Source organism: Klebsiella ornithinolytica, from assembly GCF_030505655.1.
In the GTDB taxonomy this organism is placed as follows: Bacteria; Pseudomonadota; Gammaproteobacteria; order Enterobacterales; family Enterobacteriaceae; genus Klebsiella; species Klebsiella ornithinolytica.
Window position 1 is genome coordinate 1,591,604 of the sequence record NZ_CP130153.1, and the last position, 24,694, is coordinate 1,616,297.

Genomic DNA, 24,694 nt, shown 5'->3' on the forward strand with positions numbered 1-24,694 from the left:
AAAATCTCATGCGACTTGATAAGTTTATCGCTCAGCAACTTGGCGTCAGTCGGGCTATTGCCGGGCGTGAAATCCGCAGCAGCCGCGTTCTCGTAGACGGCGAAATCGTCAAAGATGCGTCGTTTAAGCTCCAGCCGGAGCACGACGTGGAGTATGACGGCAATACGCTGACCCAGCAGAACGGCCCGCGCTACTTTATGCTCAACAAGCCGCAGGGGTACGTCTGCTCCACGGACGATCCGGATCATCCAACGATTCTCTATTTCCTGGATGTCCCGGTCGCGCATAAGCTGCACGCCGCAGGTCGACTGGATATCGACACCACCGGACTGGTGCTGATGACCGATGACGGGCAGTGGTCGCACCGCATCACTTCTCCGCGCCATCACTGCGAGAAAACTTATCTGGTGACTCTGGAAAACCCGGTGGATGAGCAAACGGCGGAACAGTTTGCTAAAGGCGTTCAGCTGCACAATGAAAAGGATCTGACGAAACCTGCGCGTCTGGAAGTGCTGACGCCAACAGAAGTTCGCTTAACGATAAGCGAAGGGCGCTACCATCAGGTGAAACGCATGTTCGCGGCGGTGGGTAACCACGTCGTCGGCCTGCATCGTGAACGTATTGGCGACATTATGCTGGATGAGTCTCTGGAGCCTGGCGAGTATCGCCCGCTGACGGAAGACGAGATCGCCAGCGTTGGCCTCCAGCATGCACGGAGTAAAACGTGACGGCAAAGCAGAATTCTTCACTGGGGATTGTGTTTATTCTTGGCCTGCTGGCCATGTTGATGCCACTGTCGATTGATATGTATCTCCCGGCGCTGCCGGTGATTTCGGCGCAGTTTAATGTGCCGGACGGCAGTGCGCAGATGACGCTCAGTACCTATATTCTGGGCTTTGCTTTCGGTCAGCTGCTGTATGGCCCGATGGCGGACAGCATCGGCCGTAAGCCGGTGATCCTCGGAGGAACGCTGATTTTTGCGGCGGCTGCGGTGGCCTGCGCGCTGTCGCAGACTATCGACATGCTGATTACCATGCGTTTCTTCCACGGTCTGGCGGCCGCGGCGGCGAGCGTGGTCATCAACGCCCTGATGCGCGATATCTATCCGAAAGAAGAGTTTTCGCGGATGATGTCGTTTGTCATGCTGGTCACCACTATCGCGCCGCTGGTTGCGCCGATGGTGGGGGGCGCCGTGCTGGTGTGGTTCAGCTGGCACGCGATCTTCTGGATTCTTGCGCTGGCGGCGCTGCTGGCCTCCGCGATGATCGCTTTTTTCATCAGCGAAACGCTGCCGGTTGAACGGCGGCAAAAATTTAGCCTGCGTACCACGCTGGGCAACTTTGCGACGTTGTTCCGTCATAAGCGGGTGTTGAGCTATATGCTGGCGAGCGGCTTCAGCTTTGCCGGGATGTTCTCCTTCCTGAGCGCCGGGCCGTTTGTCTACATCAATATCAACCACGTTTCGCCCCAGCACTTTGGTTACTATTTTGCGCTGAATATTGTCTTCTTGTTCATCATGACCATCATTAACAGCCGCTTTGTCCGACGGGTCGGGGCGCTGAATATGTTCCGCGCCGGGCTGTGGATTCAGTTTGTGATGGCGGTATGGATGGTGGTCTGCGCGCTGCTGGATGTCGGATTCTGGGCGCTGGTGGTCGGCGTTGCGGCGTTTGTTGGCTGCGTTTCAATGGTCTCCTCCAATGCGATGGCGGTCATTCTCGACGAGTTTCCGCATATGGCGGGCACCGCCTCATCGCTGGCGGGGACCTTCCGCTTTGGCATCGGGGCGATTATTGGCGCACTGCTCTCCATGGCCACCTTTACTACCGCCTGGCCGATGCTGATTTCGATCGCCTTTTGTGCCAGCAGCTCCATCCTTTTTTATCTCTACGCCAGCCGGCGGCGCAAAAACGCGCACTAAAATACCTTCCACAAGGGGCGATTTCCGCCCCTTTTTTGATGCACATCAACCGCGATGGGCTTCCCGGTTCTGTAATTTGTTTCTTTTATGTAAAATCAATTAGTGTAAAAAGTCGCATTGTTGCGATAAAAAAGTTGTTTTGGATCACAGAAACGGGTACATATAGCCCCGATCTGTTTCCGCAGAGAAACTATAAAGTTCTGGATTATAAGTCGTTAACCCTGGCGTGACGCGGGTGTAAACGTTTTCTATGCTGATGCAGGACTATTTGTCAACGATGTGTTAATATTGATGTAAATTTATTGTGAAGCATTTTGCTTCCGGGGAAACTAAGTGAATACACAGCAACTCTCTATCGTACACCGTCTGCCGCAGAGCTATCGCTGGCTGGCCGGTTTTGCGGGTTCAAGAGTTGAACCGATTCCGCAAAACGGCGCCGAAAGTGAAAACAGCCTCGTTGCGCTGAAGCTACTCAGCCCGGACGGGGAGAAAGCGTGGCCGGTGATGCATAAGCTCAGCCAGGCCCTCAGCGACATCGAAGTCGATTGCTCCATCGTTGAGTGTGAAGGGGAGCCGTGCCTGTTTGTCAATTTACAGGACGAGTTTGCGGCAACCTGTCGACTGAAAAATTTCGGCGTGGCGATTGCCGAACCGTTCTCAGGCCACAACCCATTCTGACCGTCAGCTCAGCGCCAGAAGCTGGCGGGTATATTCCTGCTGCGGAGCGGTAAAAACGCGTTCGCACTCTCCCTGCTCGACGACTTCTCCCTGCCGTAACACCATCACCTGATGACACAACGTCCGCACTACGCGTAAATCATGGCTGATAAAAATATAGGCCAGCCGATGTTTTTGCTGTAATGCTTTCAGCAACGCCAGAATTTGCGCCTGGACAGTCTTGTCCAGCGACGACGTGGGTTCATCCAGCACGATAAGCTGAGGCTTCACAATCAGCGCCCGGGCAATCGCAATACGTTGACGCTGGCCGCCGGAAAACTCAGCCGGATAGCGATGCCGCGTTTGCGGATCGAGCCCCACCTCTTGCATCACCTGTATCACCGCGTGTTCACGCGCGGCCGGCGTTAACCCTGGGCGGTGGACGCGCAGACCCTCTTCAATAATCTGTAGCACGTTCAACCGGGGATTCAGCGACGAGTTGGGATCCTGGAAAACTATCTGCATCTGGCGGCGCAGCGGCAGCATTTGCCGGCGGCTACGTCCCTGCAGCGCTTGCCCCTCAAAGGCGATCGTCCCTTCCGAGGCAATCAGGCGCAGCAGGGCCAGCCCGGTAGTGCTTTTCCCCGATCCCGACTCGCCCACCAGGCCCAGGGTTTCCCCGGCGCGCAGCTGGAAGTTCAGCGCGTTGACCACCCGGTTATGATCCACCACCCGGCGGAGGAGCCCTTTGCGCACCGGGAAGGCGACGCTCAGATCGACGGCCTTCAGCAGCAGCGGCGCATCGGCGGCCAGCGGTACCGGACTGCCGGAGGGTTCGCTGTCCAGCAGGCGACGGGTATAAGGATGTTCGGGGGCGGCAAAAAGCGCCCGACAGGCCTTTTGTTCGACGCAGCGGCCGTTTTGCATCACCGCCACGCGGTCAGCGAGCCGGCGAACAATGCTTAAGTTATGGGTAATAAACAGCAGTCCCATATTCAGTTCATTTTTCAGCTCGCGTAACAGCTGCAGGATTTGCGCTTGTACGGTCACGTCGAGGGCGGTCGTGGGTTCGTCGGCAATCAGCAGTTCTGGACGGGTGAGCAGCGCCATGGCAATCATGATCCGCTGGCGTTCGCCGCCGGAAAACTGATGCGGGTAGTCCGCCAGTCGGCGTACGGCATGACGGATACCGACTCGTTCCAGGCAGTTAAGGATCTCGCCACGCGCGGCCTCTTTACGCATACCGCGATGCAAAGACAGGACTTCATACAGCTGTTTTTCCAGCGTATGCAGGGGATTGAGCGAGACCATTGGTTCCTGAAAAATCATCGCGATACGGTTCCCGCGCACCTTACTTAGCGTGCGCTCATCGGCATGGAGCAGCGACTGACCGTGAAAGCGAATGTCTCCGCCGGGGTAGCAGACCGGCGGAGAGGGAAGCAGGCGCAGCACCGAGAGCGCGGAGACGCTTTTACCGGAGCCGGATTCTCCCACCAGCGCCAGGGTTTCCCCGGCGCCAATATCCAGGGAGAGCTCGCTGACGACGGTCTGCATTTTCCCCTGCTGGCGGAAGGCGATGGAGAGGTTGTCTATCTCTAACAAAGGCTGCGTCATGTTATACCGCCTTACCGGGGTCGAAGGCGTCGCGGACGGCTTCACCAATGAAAATTAACAGCGATAACAGCACCGCGACCGACAGGAAGGCGGCGATGCCCAGCCACGGCGCCTGCAGATTGTTTTTCCCCTGCAGCAGCAGCTCCCCCAGAGAGGGCGAACCTAACGGCAGGCCGAAGCCGAGAAAATCGAGTGAAGTCAGGGTGGTGATTGAACTGCACAGAATAAACGGCAAGAAGGTCAGGGTCGCGACCATGGCGTTAGGCAGCATGTGGCGGAAAATAATATGGCGATCGCTGACCCCCAGCGCCTGCGCCGCGCGAATATAGTCATAGTTACGGGTGCGCAGGAATTCCGCCCGCACGACGCCGACCAGCGCCATCCAGCCGAACAGTACCGTAATGACCAGCAGCCACCAGAAGCCCGGCTGGACGACACTTGAGAGCAAAATAATCAGGAACAGGGTTGGCATGCCTGACCACACCTCGATAAATCGCTGGCCCCACAGGTCAATCTTGCCACCGTAGTATCCCTGAATCGCACCCGCCAGTACCCCCAGCACGCTGGAGAAAAAGGTCAGCAGCAGGCCGAACAGAATCGATATTCGCGTGCCGTATAAAATACGAGCCAGCACATCGCCGCCGTTGGCATCGGTACCCAGCCAGTTTCTCGTCGAGGGAGGGGAAGGGAAGGGCGTCTGGGTGGCGAAGTCGATAGTGGTGGCACCAAATCGGATCGGCGCCCACAGTACCCAGCCGTTATCATCCAGCTGCTTTTGCAGCCACGGATCCTGGTAGTCGGCGGCGGTAGCAAACGGGCCGCCAAAGGTCGTCTCGCTATAATTTTTCAATGCCGGAACGTACAGGCTGCCGCGATACTGCACCAGCAGCGGGCGGTCGTTGGCAATCAGCTCGGCGCCCAGGCTGCACAGGAAAAGAAGCATAAATAGCCACAGCGACAGATAGCCGCGGCGATTGTGACGAAAACGCGCCCAGCGGGCCTGATTAACGGGACTCAGGAAAGACATCAGCGGCCCTCAAAATCAATACGCGGATCGACCAGCGTGTAGCAGATATCGCTGACAATATTCAGCAGCAGGCCGATCAGCGTAAAAATATACAACGTACCGAACATCACCGGGTAATCACGGGAAACGGTCGCCTCATAGCCCAGCAGTCCCAGGCCGTTGAGGGAAAACATCACCTCAATCAGCAGGGAACCGGTGAAAAACATGCTGATAAACATCGCCGGGAAACCGGCGATCACCAGCAGCATGGCATTGCGAAAAACATGGCCCCATAAAATTTGCTTTTCGCCTACCCCTTTGGCGCGAGCGGTCACGACATACTGCTTGCGGATCTCATCAAGAAAGCTGTTCTTGGTCAGCATGGTGAGCGCCGCAAAGCCGCCGATGACCGTCGCCAGCACCGGCAGCGTAATATGCCAGAGATAGTCGAGAACCTTCTGATACCACGTCAGGCTATCGAAATTAGCGGACACCAGCCCGCGCAGCGGAAACAGATCCAGATAGCTGCCCCCCGCGAAGAGCACGATCAGGATAATGGCGAACAGAAAGGCCGGGATGGCGTAGCCAATAATGATCAGCGTACTGCTCCAGATATCAAACTGGCTGCCGTTATGGACGGCTTTGCGGATGCCGAGCGGAATCGAGACCAGATAGATAATCAGCGTACTCCACAGCCCCAGGGTGATGGAGACCGGCATGCTGTTTTTGATCAGCTGCAAGACCGACGCGCTGCGAAAAAGGCTGTCGCCAAAATCGAAGCGCAGATAGTCGCCGAGCATTTTCAGGTAGCGTTCGTGCAGCGGTTTATCAAAGCCGTAGCGGTGGGTGATTTCGGCAATCACTTCCGGATCGAGCCCGCGGCCGCCGCGATAATGACCTTCGCTGATGTTGCCGACGCCGGTCCGGGCATGGCTGGCGGCCATACCGCTTTCTCCGGCGCCCGGTAAGCCGCCGCGGTTGCCAAACTCAATGGCGGCGATGGCCTGATCGACCGGGCCACCCGGGGCTATCTGGACAATGAAAAAGTTGATCGTAATGATCGCCCACAGCGTGGGGATTATCAGCAACAGCCGGCGGATCAGGTATGCGCCCATCGTTATTCCTTACCGTTTGTCCGCGGGCAGTTTTGCCGCTTTGTTCACGTCATACCACCAGGTGTCAAACCCGGATGAATAAACGGGACGGGTCTGCGGGAAGGAGAATTTATCCCAGTACGCCGTCCTGTCCTGCGCCATATACCACATCGGCAGCATGTAATAGTTCCAGGTCAGCACCCGGTCCAGCGCGCGACCCAGGGGCAGGAGCTTTTGCTTATTACCCTGCCAGCGGATGATCTGCGCAATCAGTTTGTCTACCACCGGACTCTGAACCCCGGGCGCATTGTAGCTGGAGTGAATATATGACGAATCCCAGGAGATTTGCAGGTCGGTTCCGGGCCAGGGCGTCGCGCGCCAGACGATGGGCATCATATCGTAGTCACGACTGCGTCGGCGGTTACTGTACTGCGAATTATCGACCTGGCGAATATCCATCGTAATACCGAGGCGCTGGAGATTATGCTGGAACGGCAGCACCCAGCGGTCGTTGCCCCCGGAAGGCAGCAGCAGTTCAAAGCGCAGCGGCTTACCGGTGACGGCGTTGATCCGGCGCTGGTTTTTCAGCACCCAGCCCGCCTGCTTAAGCAACGCATCGGCCTGCAGCAGATTGGTGCGATCGAACCCATCGCCGCGGGATCGCGGCGGCTGATAGACGGAGGTGAAGACCTCCGGCGGCAGATCGGCTTTCATTGGCATCAGCAGAGCGAGCTCTTCGGCATCGGGCGCCTGACGCGCCGCATACTCCGTATTCTGAAAGTAGCTGCTGGCCCGGCTGTAGGCGCCATAAAACAGCGCCTTGTTCATCCACTCGAAATCGAAGGCGAGGGTGATGGCTTCCCGGACCTGGCGGTCGTTGAACACCGGGCGCTGGATATTGAATGCCAGCCATTGGGTATCCTGTGCCGAGGTATTCGGGTACTCATCTTTAACGATATAGCCGTGGGTAAAATTGCGTCCGACATAACGGGTCGACCAGTTTTTGGCCATCGTCTCTGCTCGCCGGTCGACGGCGCCGGCCTTAAAGGCTTCAAAGGCGACATTATCATCGAGGTAGTAGTCGTAGCGTAGCGTGTCGAAGTTCCAGCGCCCGCGGTTCACCGGCAGGTCGGCCGCCCAGTAGTCCTTCACCCGGGAGTAGATGATGTACTGACCCATCCGCCAGTCGGTAATCCGATAGGGGCCGCTGGCCAGCGGCGGGGTAGAGAGCGGGTCGCTGAGCTTATGGTGACGCCAGAATGCCTCCGGCATCACCGGCAGGGAGAGCAGACTCAGCATGTTCTCCTTGCCGGGCTGCGCCAGGGTAATACGCACGGTGCGCGGCGCAATGGCCTCGACGCGGGTCCCCTTGTAGAACAAGCGGAACTGCGGCACCCCTTCGGTCATAAATTTGTGGAACGTGAAGGCGACATCGCCGGCGGTAATCGGGCTGCCATCATGAAAACGGGCGCGCGGATTGAGGGTTATCTCCATCCACGAGAAATCATCGGCGTAGCGCGTGTCCGCGGCAATGAGGGGATAATAGCTGCCCGGTTCATCATCGGACGTAGTGAACAGCGTGTCGTACAGCGCGTCGGTACGTACTCCCGGGTTGCCGCGCAGCGCATAGCGGTTGAAGTTGTCGAAGGTGCCAATGGTGGCGTTGACCAGGGTTCCCCCTTTCGGGGCATGGGGATTAGCATAATCAAAATGGTCAAAGCCGGCGGCGTATTTCGGTTCGCCAATGATGGCAAAAGTGCTGCCCTCTTTTATGGTTATGGTTTGCGCCTGACTATTCAGGCTGAACAGGGTCAGTAATATCAGGCAGACACGCGCAAACATAGCCAGATTAATATCCTCTGTGGGCAGACATCATAAAGGGCCGTTACCGGGCGGCAAAATATTTAGCCGGTTCATCATGTGCCGCGATCAGCTCTTCCAGCGGCAGCGGACGGCTCAGCCAATAGCCCTGCAGGAAGTTTACGCCATGTTTGCGTAACCACTCCGCTTGCTCCGGCGTTTCGACCCCTTCCGCAACGGTCATGAGCTGCAGGCGGCGGCTTAGCGTCAGTACCGCATCCAGCACCGGGGAGGTGACGGTCTCGGTTCCGATAGCCTGCACGAAGCCGCGATCGATTTTCAGATAGTCAAATTTATAACGCTCGAGGTAGATAAGCGCACTATGCCCGGTACCAAAATCGTCAATCGCAATCTCAAATCCCTGCTCATGCAGCCAGTCAAAGATGGCCAGCGACTTGTTTTTATCGATCATCGCACGTTCGGTAATTTCGAGAACCACATTGAAGTGGTTGGCTGGCATGGAAGCAGCGAACTGCCGAAGATCATCCTGAAACTCGTCGGCGTGCAGATGGGACGGTGAAATATTCAGCCCCAGCTTGCTGCCGGCGGGCAGAACTTTTTGCAGGGCCGGCGCGTCGCGAGCGATCAGCGCTAATAAATGATGCGTGAGCGGCACAATCACTTGCTGCGTTTCAGCCAGGTTAATAAACACGTCGGGCGGAATTTCCCCGGCTACCGGATGGCGCCAGCGCATCAGTACTTCAATACCGCTAATGCGCAGGGTATCGGCTTTGACTACCGGTTGATAAACAACATAGAACTGATTGTTTTTTATCCCCAGCAGAATGGCTTTACGCGGATCGGATTTCAGCGTCAGCACGTAGTAACTCACCAGGCCTGCCAGCAGACCGCACATGACGCCGAGCAGCAGCGAGAATTGTGTATTTTCCGAGAGCCAGCTGTTGGCATAGAGATAGACCTTCAGCGGCACCCCTTTGATTTGTATCTGGCGAATGGGCTCTGCGTGCAGGCTTTGCGGGTCAATAAGGCGGTTGGTCAGGGTGGAAAGGGCGGTATCGTTGACAACCAGCGCGATGCTGCTGAAATCGTTCTGTCGGGCGGAGTAAAGAATATAGGGTGTCAGGTTGGTATTGATTGAGACGAAAACGCCATCGTTACCGCCGTGCGGGTTGCGTACCCACATCGCCAGGGCGGCATTACCAGGCATCATCGGCGTCCCCGGCAGGAGCAGCATATCGACCGCTTTATGGGTATCGAGATGTGGAATGAGCTGTACCAGAGGGGTGTTCATGGGGCCGGTGGCGGAGGAGCAAAAGGCGACGCCATCTTTCACCAGCAAAAACGCGCGCACGTTTGGGCTAAAGGCTGCTCGTGCGGTCAGGCCTGACGCAATATTTTCACATTTTTGATCGACCAGCGGCTGCAGGTCGGCCATGGTCTTCTCGAGCTGGCTAAAGTAATCGGTCAGGTAGACGTTGACGTTGTCGATGATACTGTCAAAACGTTCAGACCGGCTATGGTAAATCACCATAACCTGAATGCTACCGGCCAGCAGGGCGACGATCACTCCGATGAGTATGCTGGTCAGCCAGATATTACGCCGGGGTGACAGGTAACGGGTAAGCATAGGCTGTATAGTCGGTCCGTGTTAATGAGTTGCGCCAATGGGTTGATAGAAAACGTTTTCTCTATCGCCACTAAAAGGGATAGCTTATATTGCGGCATTCATATGTAAACAGGCAAAAAAAAACACCGCCTCAGCAGTGTTTTTTTGTTCTGAACGTCAGCCAAGGGATAACTGACGACAGAAAGGATTACGAGCGGCTCAGAACTCGTCGCGCTTCGTTATAGCGCTTCTTCCAGTACGGTTCGTTCATGCTGGAGATGGTCACACCGCTGCTGGTGGAAGCATGGACGAACTGATCGTTGCCGATATAGATACCGACGTGGCGACCGGTGGAACCCGCCCGGAACAGAACTAAATCGCCAGTACGCAGTTGAGAGCGTGAAATGGACTTGCCGGAATCCTGCTGCTCTGAAGTGGAGCGCGGCAGTTCCAGACCAAATTGTTCACGGAAAGTACGCTGCACGAAAGCAGAGCAATCAATGCCTTTCCGGGTGCTGCCGCCGAGGCGGTAACGCACGCCTTTCCAGCTGGCATACTGGTCCATCAAACGGGACTTAACGTCCAGATTGCTGACCATCTTTTCAAATTCATCCTGAGAGGCTTGCAGTGATGATAAATCGCCACTACCCACAGCATGCGTCTCAGAATGCATATTCTTTGCGGTACTACTTGTCGAACTACAGGCAGAGAGCAAAACTGCCACTGCTATCGCGGGCACTACCCGCAAGATATATCTCAAAATCGGCTGAGATTTGACCATGTGGTTTGTTTTCCCTTGTTGTCCTTAACGACAATGTCGTTATAAAAAATGCCAAACGTGTTAGAGCCTAAATACCTGCCAGCAATGAGACAATTCCTTAAACCTAAATTTGTGGGATACCGCACAAATTTATTTTTGAGCCGGATTGAGGTTACTGGAAAGGCAAAACGAGATTGAGATTACCCTATCAAACGTGGGATGGCGAGCGGTTTTGCGAGATTTCTTATAAGAATTTGTGCATCTAAAAGTGAATCGTCGGGAAAGCGCAAAATAGCGGCAATTGTGGGTAAAAAATATGCAATTGCTTCATTTGTAAGACGATTAATGTGACAGGAAGATGACGTTGGCGATAAAAACACGGGCAAATAAAAAAGGGACCGAGAACGATCCCTTATGGATATAGTTAATAATATGTAAGGAAGAGATTAATTTTTACCCACTCCGCCGGGAAGCGAACGGTTAAACCAGGCGATCAATATGTCGCTTAACGGTGTCATCAGAACCCAGGGAATGCCAATGAGGACGGCGGTCAATGAGCCAACGGCAATATCGGTAAACCAGTGGGCGCCGATCATGACCCGCGGAAAAGCGAAAACAACAAAAATAGTCAGGGCAATAGCAAACGCCCGACGGCCAAAATAGCGCCACATGAAGGTGGCGAAGATCAGCAGCATCATGCCGTGATCGCCGGGAAAACTGTCTTTCGACGCATCTTTGGTCGGGAAGGCGACAACATCACTCACTTTTACAATATCGCTGAACGCGAGCGACGGGCTGGCGCGTTTAACCGGCATCAGATGCTGCGCCAGCTGATTAATGACTACCGCGAACAGCAGCATGACCAGGCCGATAATGACGATCCGACGGCGACCGGCGCTTTGCTCCTTCAACCAGAAGCTCAGCATCAGGGCGCCCATCGCCAGCAAAGAGCAGGCGTCGAAAGCCCGGTTATTGATGATAGCCAGCAGCCAGGCATAGGCCTGACTCTTTCCTACACCCTGGTTAAAGAAGTGGAAAATGGCGGAATCCAGCGGCAACCAGAAACCATGATTCGCGGGCAAATACCACGAAAAAAAGAGAGCAAAGCCCGCAGCGTTAAGCAGCAGGATCAGGGGAATTCGGTTTTTAATCATAACAGTTGCGAGTTGTGTAAGACGGCGGGAAACATACCCGCCTTAACCTAAACGAAGTTTCAACAAAGAGGCTTGTAACGCATTCCAGTCCGCCTCGGATTCGGTAATCAGCTCAATACGGCTGTCCGGGGGCGCAACGTTTTGGGTTTCAATATGCAGATCAAGTCCCTGACGGTTAATACGTACCAGGCCTTCGGCAATACGCATCACGCCTTTGACGCGGGCAACCGGCGCCAGACGAGCCCACTCAAGCAGGCCAATCGTATCAAAGGTCGTATCGGCATCAAAGATCCAGCCGCAGGCCTGGTAGCCCTGACCGCTGTTGAGGCTCCGTCGCCAGCGTTGGTGGGCCGGCAGGCTGAGCGCGGCCAGACCTTTTTTCTGCCCGTGACTGTGCGCATGTTCGGCACTTTCCGGCAGCGGTGTCAGATTCCGGCGCGGTAAATCCAGCAGCTTCGGGTCGATATTGCCGTGGGTGGCGCCAATATGCAGTCGCTCGCCCGCGTGTTCCTGCCACCAGGCGTCAAAGGCCTGTTCGCTTTCCGCCGTCATCCGGTCCGTTTTATTGCTGATAATGACATCGGCCGCCGCCAGCTGATCGCGGAAGTTGTCGTTCGCCATGACTTTACTGTCCAGCAGCTGGCGGGGATCCAGCACGCACAGGGTGGCGCGAAGATCGATCCACGGCTCGTAGACGGCGGCGGTCAGAATATCGAGAATTTGTTTGGGATGGCCGAGCCCGGTAGGCTCAATCAGCAGACGATCCGGTTTCCCCTGGCGCAGCAGGGTATTCAACCCCACCTGCATCGGCAGGCCGTTGACGCAGCACATACAGCCGCCGGGAATTTCTTTGAGCAGGGCGCCGCTATCGGCCAGCAAAGCGCCATCGATACCCACTTCGCCAAACTCATTAACCAGCACGGCCCATTTTTCATCTGCAGGCTTGTGGGCCAGCAGATGAAGAATCGAGGTCGTTTTACCGCTGCCGAGAAACCCCGTGATCAAGTTGGTTTTGGTCACATTTTCTCCAGGATACAAATGTAATGTTGTAACAGTTGAGACTATCCTGACGAAAAAAAGGGGAAAAGAGAAGGGCTACGGCGGACAGAAAAGAATTCTGTCCGCAAAAGAGCAGCAATTGTTAAATCCCGGGCACGTTGGCGATAGCCTGGCGGGCACCGACGGTACAAAGCTGATGCCAGGCGGCGGTGATGTTGTCTACAAACTGCGTATTGCCCGGCAGGTCGCGACCGAAGATTTCTTCCAGGGATAGCAGGGCGCTGACGCGTTCCTCGTTGCGGCTGCCGGCAACCAGAGCCTGAATCTTCTCGCTCAGCGGGTCGCGAATATCGATAGCCTGACCGGCATCATCTATACCGCTGACGTAGCGCATCCAGCCCGCCACGCCGAGCGCCAGCAACGGCCAGCGGCTACCGCGCTGCAGGTGAACGCGAATACCGTCAAGCATACGCTGTGGAAGCTTCTGACTGCCGTCCATCGCTATCTGCCAGGTGCGATGTTTAAGCGCTGGATTGCTGAAGCGCGCGATCAGACTGTCGGCATAGTGCGTCAGATTGACGCCTTCGATAGCCAGCGTCGGGGCCTGTTCGTCAAGCATCAGTCGGCGAGCGGCGCTGCGCAGCACCGCATCCTGCATGCAGTCACTGATATGCGCATGGCCGGCAAGGTAGCCGAGCCAGGCAAGGAAGGAGTGGCTGCCGTTGAGCATCCGCAGTTTCATCTGTTCCCACGGCAGCACGTTATCGGTCATCTGGGCGCCGGCAATTTCCCACGCCGGGCGGCCCGCCACGAAGTTATCCTCAATCACCCACTGAATAAATGGCTCACAGCTGATGGCGCATGGGTCTTCTACGCCGAGTGCGGCGCTGATTTCAGCCAGCGACTCATCGGTGGCGGCGGGCACAATACGGTCAACCATGGTGCCGGGAAAACTGACGTGTTCAGCGATCCACTGCGCCAGTTCGGGGGCGCGCTTCTCCGCCATGCCCAGAACCGCATTTTTAACCACGTGGCCGTTATCAGGAATATTATCGCAGGAGAGTACCGTAAACGGCGGCAGGCCTCGTTCGCGGCGGCGGGACAAGGCTTCGACCAGAATCCCCGGCACCGACTGCGGCAGCGTGGGATTGTCCAGATCGTGAATAATGCGCGGCTGCGTCAGGTCCAGCGTGCCGCTGGCGGGATCGATACAGTAGCCTTTCTCTGTAATGGTGAGCGAGACAATGGCCACCTGCGGTTCGCAGAATTTTTCAATGATAGCGGGCAGAGAGTCCAGCTTTGCATTCAGACATTCGTGAACGGCGCCCACGACAATCGGCTGGTTGCCGTGCGCGCCTTTTTCCAGCACGGTGAACAGGTGGTCCTGCTGACGGAGCTGGCTCATCAGCCGGTCGCCGCTGAACAGGCTAATTTCGCAGATCCCCCAGTCTCCGCCGCTGGCGTTCAGCACCCGATCGGTAAGCAGGGCCTGATGAGCGCGATGAAACGCCCCGAAGCCAAAGTGCACAATGCGCGAGCGCAGCTGGCTGCGATCGTACTGAGGAAGCTGCACGCTTTCTGGCAGCGTAGCGGTAGCAATAGTTGTCATTCTTTACACACCTGATTAACCAATGATTAACAATGTCAGTGTAAAGTTATATGACAACAAATTAAATTGGTGAGCCGTGTTTATACGCTTAGTGTGAGCTGGATCAATCAATTTAGCGGGATAAATTGATCCCCGGCGAGAAGCCTGTATGGTAGTCATCATTGATGTTGGTGTTATTGGTATAACAACTTTGAGAGGGCATAGCGATGGAACAAACCTGGCGTTGGTATGGACCGAACGATCCGGTGTCGCTTGATGATGTACGGCAGGCTGGCGCGACGGGTGTGGTCACCGCACTGCACCATATTCCTAATGGTCAAGTCTGGCCGGTTGACGAAATTAAACAGCGTCAGGCGCTGCTGGCGGAAAAAGGGTTGACGTGGTCGGTCGTGGAAAGTATCCCGGTACACGAAGAGATCAAAACCCAAAGCGGGCAGTGTGCGACCTGGATCGCCAACTACCAGCAGAGCATTCGTAACCTGGCAGCCTGCGGGATTGATACCGTCTGCTATAACTTCATGCCAATTCTCGACTGGACGCGCACTGACCTTGAGTACCAGCTGCCGGACGGTTCGAAAGCATTGCGCTTTGACCAAATCGCGTTTGCCGCTTTTGAGTTACATATCCTTAAGCGCCCTGGCGCCGAGGCGGATTACAGTGAAGAGGAGCAGCGCCAGGCGCAGGCTCGTTTTGCGGCGATGAGCGAAGCAGATATTGAAAAGCTGACCCGCAATATTATTGCCGGTTTACCGGGCGCAGAAGAGGGCTATACCCTCGAACAGTTCCGCGCGCGGCTGGCGGAATATGACCATATCAATAAAGCGCAGCTGCGTGAGAACATGGCCGTCTTCCTGCGTGCTATCGTACCGGTATGCGAAGAGGTTGGCGTACGGTTGGCCGTACACCCGGACGATCCGCCGCGTCCGATCCTCGGTCTGCCGCGTATCGTTTCGACTATCGAAGACATGCAGTGGCTGAAAGAGACCGTGGACAGCATCAACAACGGCTTTACGATGTGCACCGGTTCTTACGGCGTGCGTGCCGATAACGATCTGGTGAAAATGGTCGAAACCTTCGGCGACAGGATCCACTTCACTCATCTGCGTTCGACCTGCCGTGAAGAGAACCCCAAAACGTTCCACGAAGCGGCGCATCTGACCGGTGACGTCAATATGGTGGCGGTGGTGGATGCGATTCTGAGCGAAGAGCTGCGTCGCAAGCACGCGGGCGATCTGCGTCCGATTCCGTTCCGTCCGGACCATGGCCACCAGATGCTGGACGATCTGCGTAAGAAAACCAACCCGGGCTATTCGGCGATTGGTCGTCTGAAGGGGATGGCGGAAGTACGCGGCGTTGAGCTGGCGCTGAAGATGACGAAGTATCCGGAACTGCTGTAATTCTGGCGGCGGGAAGGTAAGAAGTAGAAAGGACAGCCTCTGGATTGATGCCGATCGTTTACGGGTCGGCTGACCGATCCGGCGGAGGTGTAAGAATCCGTCATCTCAAAGAAATTGCCGGTTTTTTATGTGGCGCTGTCAGGTTTTCAACATTTCTGCAGGCGAGCCTGTCCTGGAGATTGTTGTTAAGCCGGGGATGTCGTTTTTATGGTGGTTTGCGTGAAAGGGGGCTTCGCACTCCGAGCATGTGTTCTGTGGGATATTCCGTTCACCTGCAGCGGGTGTGAGAACAGTGTCGGATGCATCGTGAACGGAACATGCCACAAAAGTGAACGGAATACTCCACGGCACCCACGCGACAGACCCCTTTCGTACCAACCACCGTTTACCGGCATCGCCCTGACCTGAGATAAAGCAAAAAAATGCGGGTCACCTTTAAGTGACCCGCATTAGCCTCTGGCCGTTCTTTTTTGTCTTACTGCCCGGCTCATGCGGCGGGCGGTCTGGACAGGGCGTTTCCGCCCTTATCCGCCACGACGCGATATTAGTCCGCGCGACCCATATAGCGGCTTTCTTCGATATGAATACGAATTTTCTCGCCGGTGGTCAGGTATTCCGGAACCTGAATCACCAGGCCGGTGCTCAGGGTCGCCGGTTTGGTGCGAGAGCTTGCCGAGGCGCCTTTAATGCCCGGTGCGGTTTCCACGATTTCCAGATCCACGGTCTGCGGCAGCTCCAGCGCCAGCAGCTGGCCATCCCAGGTCAGAACCTGCATATCAGGCATGCCGCCTTCCGGAATGAACAGCAGCTCTTCTTCAATCTGCTCTTTGGTGAAGGTGTACGGCGTGTAATCTTCTTTATCCATAAACACGTACTCGTTGCCGTCAACATAGGAGAAGTCAACGAAACGGCGGGTCAGGGTCACGGTGTCAACGATATCGTCGCCTTTAAAGCGCTCTTCCACTTTCAGACCGGTACGTACATCAGAGAAACGCATTTTGTACAGCGTTGCTGCGCCACGGGCGCTCGGTGACTGAATATCAATATTTTTTACAATCAGCAGCTTGCCATTGTAATTCAGCACCATACCTTTTTTAATTTCATTCGCTCTTGGCATTGCAGTAATCCTGTCACTTAACGGTTCAAAAAATATCGCGTAAAACTACTCGTGCCGGGGCTTTCAGGCAAGTGGAATTCGCGAGTTTTGCTATCTCTGGACAAAACGTTTAGGCTGGGCCGTGAACCGCAACATCAAGAGAGTCATTTATGGAATGTCGTATCGATTGCGGTGCCTGCTGTATCGCCCCCTCTATTTCATCCCCGATCCCCGGAATGCCTGACGGCAAGCCTGCTAACACGCGCTGCGTCCAGCTTTCGGAACAGAATCTGTGCAACATCTTCACGTCGCCGCTCAGACCGAAAGTCTGCGCCAGCCTGCAGCCTGTCTTTGAGATGTGTTCGACAAATCGCGAAGCGGCCATGACCTATCTTATCCAGCTGGAAGCGAGCACCGCACCTTAAACGTCTTTAATGCGCCACAGGCAAAGCAATGACACCGCGCCCATGCCGAGGGCAATCCAGAAAACAGCGTGATAGCTCCAGATTTCTGCCACCACGCCCGCCAGCGAACCGGCGATAATCCAGCCGACGCGGGTGGTATTGGTATACAGCGTGGTGGCAGCGCCGGCCTGGCCGGGCATCAGATCCTGGAAGTAGAGCATGCCAATACCGGCCAGAATACCGATGAATATCGCGTTCAGCGCCTGCAGAGCCAGCAGTAAAGCGGGCGTATACACCAGCAGCATCCCTACGTAAAACAGTATTCCGGCGGCCGCGGCGAGGCGCATCAAAAAGCGCTTACCAAAGCGCCGGGCATAATAGCCGGCAATCAGCATCGTCGGGATTTCCAACCCGGCGGCGGTCCCCATCATCAGCCCGGCCAGCTTCTCGGATAAATGCAGCTCATTAATGATATAGAGCGGCATATTAATAATGTACAGGCTGTTAATACCCCACATTAATGTGCAAACGCTGAACAGCAGCAGCGCATCGCGACGATGGGTACGCGGCGCTTCCAGATGACCGACTGCCGCCAGTTTCTCTTTGCGCATGCTGGGCAGAAAGAACCATACCATCGCTCCGCAGACCACAAAGGCGATCGCGGCGCAGAGATACATCACGGTAAAGCCGAACCCCATTGCCAGCGCGTAGGCCAGCGGCGGGCCGATCACCCACGCCAGCGAGACCTGGGCACGCAAAATGGAGCTGAACATCACCGCTTCGCGGCCGGTTTTATCGGCATGCTCGCGCGCCAGGGCGAACATCTGCGGGTTGGCGGTGGAGCCGAAGCTGCTGAGGAAGACCCCGACGAAGAGCAGAATAAAGTAGTTGCGGTTCCAGGCGAACAGCAGGCAGGCCAGGACCCCAAGCAGGCAGCAAAAGACAATCAGCTGCTTGCGATCGCCCTGGCGGTCCGAGCGTCCGGCGAGAAACTGGCTGACCAGAATACCGATCACCGCGCTACCGGTAAAAAAGAAGCCGACCATCGCCGGGCGCACATGCACTTCGTTGGTTAAAAACAGGCTCAGGGTCGGCGTTTGCAACGCGCCGGCAATGCCCGTCAGGAAGGCAACGATCAGGAAAGCAGAAGAGGTTAAATCGAACCCGCGTCGGGGGAGGGCGGCGCTACTGTTTTGCATGGGGGGTTATCTGTAATTGTCTGAGCAGCGGAGTTTACGCCGTCACTCAGAAAATGAACAGTAGTATGGTATGTAAAATTAAAAAGCAGTTTCAAATTAGTCATTTCAGCAAAAAGCTGAAGCCTGGCTGAATGCGAACGTCGGGCTTCAGCAAAAGTGTGCTGCACCTCTAATTTCCGTTATCAGGTTGATAACAGATCTTGCGCAGTGGATAAGAAAGGTACAGACTCATTGAAACGTTTCAGCGTCATCGGGAGTTTCTCCATCAGGAAGATGACGCCTTTTTTCGCAAAATAGCTGAAACGATTCAATACAGCAGGAGAGGAGAACCATGTTCCAGTTATCTGTGCAGGATATTCATCCCGGCCAGCAGGCCGGTAATAAAGAAGAGGCGATTCGTCAGGTTGCCGCAGCGCTGGTCAGCGCGGGCAACGTGGCGGAAGGCTACGTTAACGGGATGCTGGCTCGCGAGCAGCAAACCTCCACATTCCTTGGCAATGGCATTGCCATCCCGCACGGGACTACCGACACGCGTGACCAGGTGCTGAAAACCGGCGTTCAGGTCTATCAGTTTCCGCAGGGCGTAACCTGGGGAGAGGGGCAGACCGCGTACGTGGCAATCGGTATCGCCGCCAGCTCGGATGAACATCTGGGGCTTCTGCGTCAGCTGACCCACGTCCTGAGCGATGATTCAGTCGCTGAACAACTTAAATCAGCGACCACGGCGGAAGAGCTGCGGGCCCTGTTGATGGGTGAAAAGCAGAGCGAAGCGCTGAAACTGGATAATGACACGCTGAGCCTGGATATCGCTGCCAGCGACCTGATGACCTTACAGGCGCTGAACGCCGCGCGTCTGAAAGAGGCTGGCGCCGTTGACGCCTCTTTCGTCAGCCGCACCATCAATGATAAACCGCTTAATCTCGGGCAGGGCATCTGGCTGAACGACAGCGCGGAAGGAAACCTGCGCAGCGCGATTGCGGTCAGCCGTGCCGCCAGCACATTTACCGCCGATGAGCAGCCGGTCTCGCTGCTGATAACCGTCGCGATGGCAGATGAACAGCCTACCGCGGTACTGAATCGCCTGAGCAATCTGCTTATTGATAAAAAAGCTGACCGTCTGCTGAAGTCTGATGGCGCGACGTTGCTGGCGCTGCTGACCAGCGACGAGGCTATCGCCGACGACGTGCTGAGCGCCGAGTATGTGGTGCGCAATGAGCACGGGCTGCACGCCCGTCCGGGCACGATGCTGGTGAACACCATTAAACAATTTTCCAGCGACATTACCGTCACCAATCTGGACGGATCCGGCAAGCCGGCAAATGGCCGCAGCCTGATGAAAGTCGTGGCGCTGGGCGTGAAGAAAGGCCACCGTCTGCGCTTCACTGCGCAGGGTGAAGATGCGCAACAGGCGCTGGATGCGATTGGCGAAGCGATCGCCGCAGGCCTTGGGGAGGGCGCATAAATGAGCAGACGTGTAGCAACGATTACATTAAACCCGGCGTATGACCTGGTGGGTTTCACACCGGAAATTGAACGCGGGGAGGTCAACCTTGTGCGGACCACCGGTCTGCATGCCGCCGGGAAAGGTATCAACGTGGCGAAAGTGCTGAAAGATCTCGGCATTGACGTCACCGTTGGCGGATTTCTTGGTAAAGATAACCAGGATGGTTTTCAGCAGCTGTTCAGCGAGCTGGGGATTGCCAACCGTTTCCAGGTGGTTCAGGGGCGGACGCGCATCAACGTCAAGCTGACGGAAAAAGATGGTGAAGTGACCGATTTCAACTTCTCCGGTTTTGAAGTGACCCCGGCCGACTGGGAACGCTTTGTGAATGACTCCCTGAGCTGGCTGGGTCAGTTCGACATGGTGTGCGTCAGCGGCAGTCTGCCGTCAGGCGTTAGCCCGGAAGCCTTCACTGACTGGATGGTTCGCCTGCGCAGCCAGTGTCCGTGCATTATCTTTGACAGCAGCCGCGAAGCGCTGGTTGCCGGTCTGAAAGCCGCGCCGTGGCTGGTGAAGCCAAACCGTCGCGAGCTGGAAATTTGGGCGGGCCGTAAGCTGCCGGAAATGAAAGACGTGATTGATGCGGCGCATGCGCTGCGCGAGCAGGGCATTGCCCACGTGGTTATCTCCCTCGGCGAAGAGGGTGCGCTGTGGGTTAACGCCTCGGGCGAATGGATTGCGAAACCGCCTTCCGTCGAAGTGGTCAGCACCGTTGGTGCCGGGGATTCCATGGTTGGCGGTCTGATCTACGGCCTGCTGATGCGTGAATCCAGCGAGCATACGCTGCGTCTGGCCACTGCCGTTGCGGCGCTGGCGGTTAGCCAGAGCAATGTCGGTATTACCGATCGTACCCAGTTGGCCGCCATGATGGCGCGTGTCGACTTAAAACCCTTTAATTGACAGCAGGAGAGGCATAATGAAAACGCTGCTGATTATTGATGCCGGACTTGGACAGGCGCGCGCCTATATGGCGAAAACCCTGCTGGGTACCGCAGCGCATAAAGCGCATCTTGAACTGACCGATAACCCGAACGACGCTGAACTTGCGATCGTTCTCGGCACTGCCCTGCCGGCGGATAGCGCGCTGAGCGGTAAACAGGTGTTCCTCGGCGATATTAATCGCGCCGTTGCGCATCCGGAGCTGTTCCTGAGCGAAGCGAAAAGCCATGCGACGCCGTACGCTGCTCCGGCAGCTGCGTCACTGCCGGCCGCGACCGGTGGTGCAAAACGCATCGTGGCGATCACCGCTTGCCCTACCGGCGTTGCGCATACCTTTATGGCGGCAGAAGCCATTGAAACCGAAGCCAAAAAACGCGGCTGGTGGGTGAAGGTGGAAACTCGCGGCTCGGTCGGCGCAGGTAACGCCATCACGCCGGAAGAGGTGGCGCAGGCGGATCTGGTGATTGTGGCTGCCGATATTGAAGTCGACCTGGCAAAATTTGCCGGCAAACCGATGTATCGCACCACTACCGGTCTGGCGCTGAAGAAAACGGCCCAGGAACTGGATAAAGCCGTTGTTGAAGCGAAACCGTACCAGCCATCCGGTCAGAGCGGCAAGCAGGCTGATGCGGCGAAGAAAGAGGGCGGCGGTGCCTATCGTCACCTGCTGACCGGCGTCTCTTATATGCTGCCGATGGTCGTTGCCGGCGGTCTGTGTATTGCGCTCTCCTTTGCCTTTGGTATTAAAGCCTTTGAAGTGAAGGATACCCTTGCCGCCGCGCTGATGCAGATTGGCGGAGGTTCAGCCTTTGCGTTGATGGTTCCGGTGCTGGCGGGCTTTATCGCCTTCTCCATTGCCGACCGTCCGGGCCTGACGCCGGGTCTTATCGGCGGGATGCTGGCCGTCAGCGGCGGCTCCGGCTTTATCGGCGGGATTATCGCCGGTTTCCTTGCCGGTTACGTTGCTAAACTGATCAGCACTAAATTGAAGCTGCCGCCGAGCATGGAAGCGCTGAAACCGATTCTGATCATTCCGCTGGTCTCCAGCCTGATCGTCGGCCTGGCGATGATCTACCTGATTGGCAAACCTGTTGCCGGTATTCTGGCAGGGCTGACCCACTGGCTGCAAACGATGGGAACGGCGAACGCCGTACTGTTGGGCGCAATTCTCGGCGCGATGATGTGTACCGACATGGGGGGCCCGGTGAACAAAGCAGCCTATGCCTTCGGCGTCGGTCTGCTGAGTACCCAAACCTACGCACCGATGGCGGCGATTATGGCGGCCGGTATGGTGCCACCGCTGGCAATGGGTATCGCCACGCTGGTTGCCCGCAATAAGTTTGATAAAGGGCAACGGGAAGGGGGGAAAGCGGCGCTGGTTCTGGGTCTGTGCTTTATCTCTGAAGGGGCCATTCCGTTTGCTGCCCGTGACCCGATGCGTGTCCTGCCATGCTGTATCGTAGGCGGCGCGGTGACTGGTGCTATCTCTATGGCTATCGGAGCGAAACTGATGGCGCCGCACGGCGGTCTGTTCGTCCTGCTGATTCCTGGCGCGATTACCCCAGTGGTTGGTTATCTGCTGGCGATTGTTGCCGGTACCCTGGTGGCCGGTCTCTCCTATGCGGTGCTGAAACGTCCGGAAGGACAGACCGCGGAAAAAGCGGCCTGAGTTATCCTCCGCGATAGAGCGTCGTAATAAAACAAAAGGGCCGAATATTCGGCCCTTTTTCTGTTCTACTTCTCTACGTAGCGATACGTTTCACACGGCCCGCACGCGGCTGGCGTCAGGCCGAGGCCTCTTCCGTTTGTTGCGCTCGCAGCCAGGCAATCTCTTCTGCCCAGATATCCGGGTTAATGGTTTCCAGAATCAACGGGATACCATCGAAGCGGCTGTCCTGCATGATCCAGCGGAAAGCGTCGTGGCCGATATTGCCTTCGCCCAGGCTGTGGTGGCGGTCAACGCGGCTGCCGAAGGCGCTTTTGGCATCGTTGAGGTGCATGCCGCGCAGATAGCGGAAACCGACAATACGTTCGAAGTCGGCGAAGGTTTTCTCACACGCTTCTGCGCTACGCAGGTCATAACCGGCGGCAAAGGCGTGGCAGGTATCAATGCAGACGCCGACGCGGGATTTGTCCTCCACGCCGTCAATAATGGCGGCCAGGTGTTCAAACTGGAAACCGAGGTTGCTGCCCTGGCCGGCGGTATTTTCAATGACGGCGGTCACGCCTTCGGTTTTAGCCAATGCAATATTAATGGACTCGGCAATACGCGCCAGGCACTCGTCCTCCGGTATCTGCTGCAGGTGGCTGCCGGGATGGAAATTGAGCAGCGTCAGTCCGAGCTGCTGGCAGCGGCTCAGTTCATCGATAAAGGCATCGCGAGATTTTTCCAGCGCCTCCTCAACCGGGTGGCCGAGGTTAATCAGGTAGCTGTCGTGCGGCAGGATTTGTCCGGGACCAAAGCGGTATTTTTCGCAGGCGGCTTTGAATTCAGCAATTGTTTCGTCGCTGAGCGGGGCAGCTCGCCATTGCCGCTGGTTTTTGGTAAACAGCGCGAAGGCGGTGGCGTCGATTTCGGCGGCGCGAATGGCGGCATTGGCCAGTCCGCCGGAGGCGCTGACGTGCGCTCCAATGTATTTCATAAAAAAGCTCCAGTTAAGCCGCTGGGTGGAGAGTAATGATAGCGGCTTAACTGCAGAGTTACATCAACGAATGCGTGCGTTCACGCGACCGGGTTATGCCATCAGGCTGTGAATCACCAGGTTGATGGCACCCCCGCCGACGATCAGCCAGACGAACAGTATCAAGGCCATCAGCAGCGGTTTAGCACCGGCTTTTTTCAGCGCGCTGACGTGAGTGGTCAGCCCCAGTGCCGCCATCGCCATCGCCAGCAGGACGGTATCGAGCGTCACCAGCATGTCGACGACCGGTTTTGGCAACAGGTGGAAAGAGTTAAACACCGCCACCAGAATGAACAGGATGGCAAACCACGGAATGGTGATTTTGCTTTTTTCTCCCTGGCCCTCTGGCGCCAGCTGTTTGACGCGAGCGGCCATAAACAGCAGGAACGGAGCCAGCATCATCACGCGCAGCATTTTCGCAATCACCGCGGCATTTTCCGCATCCGGGCTGATTGCATGTCCTGCGGCTACGACCTGCGCCACCTCATGCATCGTAGAGCCCATATAGATGCCATAGGCTTCCGGTGTGAACCAGTGCGCCAGCATCGGATACATCGCCGGATAGAGGAAGATAGCCAGGGTACCGAAAATGACTACCGTAGCCACCGCGACGGTCACTTTACTGGCTTCCGCCTTGACGACCGGCTCGGTAGCCAGAATTGCGGCGGCGCCGCAGATGCTGCTACCGGCGCCAATCAGCCAGCTGGTATGTTTGTCGAGGCCGAAGACCTTCTGCCCGAGGTAACAGGCGATAAAAAAGGTGCTGGTCAGCGTCAGTACGTCGATAGTGATACCGCTGACGCCGACATCGGCGATTTGGGCGAACGTCAGGCGAAAACCGTATAAAATAATGCCGAGTCGTAACAGATGTTGTTTGGCAAAGATCACGCCGCCATCACAGGATTGCCAGAGCTTAGGGTAAATCGTGTTACCGATGACCATACCGAATAAGATGGCCAGCGTCAGTGCGCTGAAGCCGGCGCCGGCGATAGCGGAAAAGCTACCAGCCCAAAGCGCAGCGCCGGTCAGAACGGCGGTCAGCGCAAGTCCCGGGATAAAATGCCATAGGGTGCGATGTTTAGTCGGTAAAGTGAGTGCTGTCATAACCTTCTCCTTTGTCTGTGTAAAGATTACGACGGACTGGTTTAAATATAAAATTGATTATATATTTATAATCAATCGGAATAAGTGGTATACCCGCCATACATCAAGGTGCTGTGCGTTGGCTGCGCTCAC

Annotated in this window: 21 protein-coding genes; 8 read left to right on the forward strand and 13 right to left on the reverse strand. The window is 56.2% G+C overall.

The window, feature by feature from the left end; genetic code table 11:
- Window positions 1-8: 8 nt before the first annotated feature.
- From rsuA to Q1L34_RS07540, 3 genes are all read left to right on the forward strand, one after another.
- Complete coding sequence (rsuA, locus tag Q1L34_RS07530; protein ID WP_004864842.1) at window positions 9-728, forward strand: 16S rRNA pseudouridine(516) synthase RsuA; 720 nt, start codon at window positions 9-11, stop codon at window positions 726-728.
- A complete protein-coding gene (locus Q1L34_RS07535; RefSeq protein WP_004864839.1) occupies window positions 725-1,921 on the forward strand; it encodes a Bcr/CflA family multidrug efflux MFS transporter in 1,197 nt (398 codons plus the stop codon). The genes rsuA and Q1L34_RS07535 overlap by 4 nt, the downstream gene beginning before the upstream one ends.
- A 333-nt stretch (window positions 1,922-2,254) precedes the next feature.
- Window positions 2,255-2,599: a YejG family protein gene (locus Q1L34_RS07540; protein WP_004864837.1), complete on the forward strand. Its 345-nt coding sequence runs from the start codon at window positions 2,255-2,257 to the stop codon at window positions 2,597-2,599.
- A gap of 3 nt (window positions 2,600-2,602) precedes the next feature.
- Here Q1L34_RS07540 and yejF read toward each other — a convergent pair whose 3' ends face one another.
- From yejF to Q1L34_RS07585, 9 genes are all read right to left on the reverse strand, one after another.
- Complete coding sequence (yejF, locus tag Q1L34_RS07545; RefSeq protein WP_064359082.1) at window positions 2,603-4,192, reverse strand: microcin C ABC transporter ATP-binding protein YejF; 1,590 nt, start codon at window positions 4,190-4,192, stop codon at window positions 2,603-2,605.
- Between the two features lies 1 nt (window position 4,193).
- Complete coding sequence (locus tag Q1L34_RS07550) at window positions 4,194-5,219, reverse strand: microcin C ABC transporter permease (protein WP_327204436.1); 1,026 nt, start codon at window positions 5,217-5,219, stop codon at window positions 4,194-4,196.
- A complete protein-coding gene (locus Q1L34_RS07555; RefSeq protein ID WP_004864831.1) occupies window positions 5,219-6,313 on the reverse strand; it encodes a microcin C ABC transporter permease YejB in 1,095 nt (364 codons plus the stop codon). The genes Q1L34_RS07550 and Q1L34_RS07555 overlap by 1 nt, the downstream gene beginning before the upstream one ends.
- A gap of 9 nt (window positions 6,314-6,322) precedes the next feature.
- Window positions 6,323-8,134, reverse strand: a complete 1,812-nt coding sequence (locus Q1L34_RS07560; RefSeq protein ID WP_044349586.1) for an extracellular solute-binding protein — start codon at window positions 8,132-8,134, stop codon at window positions 6,323-6,325.
- A 43-nt stretch (window positions 8,135-8,177) separates the two neighbouring features.
- Window positions 8,178-9,740: a cyclic di-GMP phosphodiesterase gene (locus Q1L34_RS07565; protein WP_004864826.1), complete on the reverse strand. Its 1,563-nt coding sequence runs from the start codon at window positions 9,738-9,740 to the stop codon at window positions 8,178-8,180.
- Window positions 9,741-9,927: 187 nt separating this feature from the next.
- A complete protein-coding gene (gene mepS, locus Q1L34_RS07570) occupies window positions 9,928-10,500 on the reverse strand; it encodes a bifunctional murein DD-endopeptidase/murein LD-carboxypeptidase (protein WP_004864824.1) in 573 nt (190 codons plus the stop codon).
- A gap of 425 nt (window positions 10,501-10,925) precedes the next feature.
- Window positions 10,926-11,633: a phosphatase PAP2 family protein gene (locus Q1L34_RS07575; protein WP_004864822.1), complete on the reverse strand. Its 708-nt coding sequence runs from the start codon at window positions 11,631-11,633 to the stop codon at window positions 10,926-10,928.
- A 42-nt stretch (window positions 11,634-11,675) separates the two neighbouring features.
- On the reverse strand, window positions 11,676-12,653 hold the full coding sequence (locus Q1L34_RS07580) for a CobW family GTP-binding protein (RefSeq protein ID WP_015583833.1): 978 nt from the start codon (window positions 12,651-12,653) through the stop codon (window positions 11,676-11,678).
- Window positions 12,654-12,774: 121 nt separating this feature from the next.
- On the reverse strand, window positions 12,775-14,241 hold the full coding sequence (locus Q1L34_RS07585; protein WP_004864819.1) for a mannitol dehydrogenase family protein: 1,467 nt from the start codon (window positions 14,239-14,241) through the stop codon (window positions 12,775-12,777).
- Window positions 14,242-14,447: 206 nt separating this feature from the next.
- On the opposite strand from Q1L34_RS07585, the gene uxuA reads away from it, so the two are divergent.
- On the forward strand, window positions 14,448-15,638 hold the full coding sequence (gene uxuA, locus Q1L34_RS07590; protein WP_004864817.1) for a mannonate dehydratase: 1,191 nt from the start codon (window positions 14,448-14,450) through the stop codon (window positions 15,636-15,638).
- Window positions 15,639-16,182: 544 nt separating this feature from the next.
- On the opposite strand, the gene yeiP is transcribed toward uxuA, so the two are convergent.
- Window positions 16,183-16,755, reverse strand: a complete 573-nt coding sequence (gene yeiP / locus Q1L34_RS07595) for an elongation factor P-like protein YeiP (protein ID WP_004864815.1) — start codon at window positions 16,753-16,755, stop codon at window positions 16,183-16,185.
- A 149-nt stretch (window positions 16,756-16,904) separates the two neighbouring features.
- Here yeiP and Q1L34_RS07600 point away from each other — a divergent pair, with 149 nt between their 5' ends.
- Window positions 16,905-17,159, forward strand: a complete 255-nt coding sequence (locus tag Q1L34_RS07600; RefSeq protein ID WP_015583834.1) for a YkgJ family cysteine cluster protein — start codon at window positions 16,905-16,907, stop codon at window positions 17,157-17,159.
- Here the strand turns inward: Q1L34_RS07600 and setB are convergent.
- Complete coding sequence (gene setB, locus Q1L34_RS07605) at window positions 17,156-18,337, reverse strand: sugar efflux transporter SetB (protein ID WP_327204437.1); 1,182 nt, start codon at window positions 18,335-18,337, stop codon at window positions 17,156-17,158. The two genes, Q1L34_RS07600 and setB, sit on opposite strands and share 4 nt — an antisense overlap.
- A 331-nt stretch (window positions 18,338-18,668) precedes the next feature.
- On the opposite strand from setB, the gene fruB reads away from it, so the two are divergent.
- The 3 genes from fruB to fruA are packed head-to-tail and all read left to right on the forward strand — an operon-like array spanning window position 18,669 to window position 22,446.
- A complete protein-coding gene (gene fruB, locus Q1L34_RS07610; protein ID WP_015583837.1) occupies window positions 18,669-19,799 on the forward strand; it encodes a fused PTS fructose transporter subunit IIA/HPr protein in 1,131 nt (376 codons plus the stop codon).
- Entirely contained in the window at window positions 19,800-20,738 is a 939-nt protein-coding gene (fruK, locus tag Q1L34_RS07615; protein ID WP_004864796.1) for a 1-phosphofructokinase, read from the forward strand.
- Between the two features lie 16 nt (window positions 20,739-20,754).
- Window positions 20,755-22,446, forward strand: a complete 1,692-nt coding sequence (gene fruA / locus Q1L34_RS07620) for a PTS fructose transporter subunit IIBC (RefSeq protein ID WP_004864795.1) — start codon at window positions 20,755-20,757, stop codon at window positions 22,444-22,446.
- A gap of 115 nt (window positions 22,447-22,561) precedes the next feature.
- Here fruA and nfo read toward each other — a convergent pair whose 3' ends face one another.
- Window positions 22,562-23,419: a deoxyribonuclease IV gene (nfo, locus tag Q1L34_RS07625; protein ID WP_004864792.1), complete on the reverse strand. Its 858-nt coding sequence runs from the start codon at window positions 23,417-23,419 to the stop codon at window positions 22,562-22,564.
- Between the two features lie 93 nt (window positions 23,420-23,512).
- The gene (locus tag Q1L34_RS07630) at window positions 23,513-24,562 is read right to left on the reverse strand and encodes a YeiH family protein (protein ID WP_004864791.1); all 1,050 of its coding nucleotides are present in this window, start codon (window positions 24,560-24,562) and stop codon (window positions 23,513-23,515) included.
- Between the last annotated feature and the right edge of the window lie 132 nt (window positions 24,563-24,694).

What these genes read in the sequence shown, in the direction of transcription:
- nfo (WP_004864792.1), bottom strand. Translation starts at nt 23,419, where the DNA reads ATGAAATACATTGGAGCGCACGTCAGCGCCTCCGGCGGACTGGCCAAT.
- fruB (WP_015583837.1), top strand. Translation starts at nt 18,669, where the DNA reads ATGTTCCAGTTATCTGTGCAGGATATTCATCCCGGCCAGCAGGCCGGT.
- rsuA (WP_004864842.1), top strand. Translation starts at nt 9, where the DNA reads ATGCGACTTGATAAGTTTATCGCTCAGCAACTTGGCGTCAGTCGGGCT.
- yeiP (WP_004864815.1), bottom strand. Translation starts at nt 16,755, where the DNA reads ATGCCAAGAGCGAATGAAATTAAAAAAGGTATGGTGCTGAATTACAAT.
- Q1L34_RS07555 (WP_004864831.1), bottom strand. Translation starts at nt 6,313, where the DNA reads ATGGGCGCATACCTGATCCGCCGGCTGTTGCTGATAATCCCCACGCTG.
- Q1L34_RS07600 (WP_015583834.1), top strand. Translation starts at nt 16,905, where the DNA reads ATGGAATGTCGTATCGATTGCGGTGCCTGCTGTATCGCCCCCTCTATT.
- Q1L34_RS07630 (WP_004864791.1), bottom strand. Translation starts at nt 24,562, where the DNA reads ATGACAGCACTCACTTTACCGACTAAACATCGCACCCTATGGCATTTT.
- Q1L34_RS07585 (WP_004864819.1), bottom strand. Translation starts at nt 14,241, where the DNA reads ATGACAACTATTGCTACCGCTACGCTGCCAGAAAGCGTGCAGCTTCCT.
- fruA (WP_004864795.1), top strand. Translation starts at nt 20,755, where the DNA reads ATGAAAACGCTGCTGATTATTGATGCCGGACTTGGACAGGCGCGCGCC.
- fruK (WP_004864796.1), top strand. Translation starts at nt 19,800, where the DNA reads ATGAGCAGACGTGTAGCAACGATTACATTAAACCCGGCGTATGACCTG.
- Q1L34_RS07550 (WP_327204436.1), bottom strand. Translation starts at nt 5,219, where the DNA reads ATGTCTTTCCTGAGTCCCGTTAATCAGGCCCGCTGGGCGCGTTTTCGT.
- Q1L34_RS07575 (WP_004864822.1), bottom strand. Translation starts at nt 11,633, where the DNA reads ATGATTAAAAACCGAATTCCCCTGATCCTGCTGCTTAACGCTGCGGGC.
- Q1L34_RS07565 (WP_004864826.1), bottom strand. Translation starts at nt 9,740, where the DNA reads ATGCTTACCCGTTACCTGTCACCCCGGCGTAATATCTGGCTGACCAGC.
- mepS (WP_004864824.1), bottom strand. Translation starts at nt 10,500, where the DNA reads ATGGTCAAATCTCAGCCGATTTTGAGATATATCTTGCGGGTAGTGCCC.
- setB (WP_327204437.1), bottom strand. Translation starts at nt 18,337, where the DNA reads ATGCAAAACAGTAGCGCCGCCCTCCCCCGACGCGGGTTCGATTTAACC.
- yejF (WP_064359082.1), bottom strand. Translation starts at nt 4,192, where the DNA reads ATGACGCAGCCTTTGTTAGAGATAGACAACCTCTCCATCGCCTTCCGC.
- Q1L34_RS07560 (WP_044349586.1), bottom strand. Translation starts at nt 8,134, where the DNA reads ATGTTTGCGCGTGTCTGCCTGATATTACTGACCCTGTTCAGCCTGAAT.
- uxuA (WP_004864817.1), top strand. Translation starts at nt 14,448, where the DNA reads ATGGAACAAACCTGGCGTTGGTATGGACCGAACGATCCGGTGTCGCTT.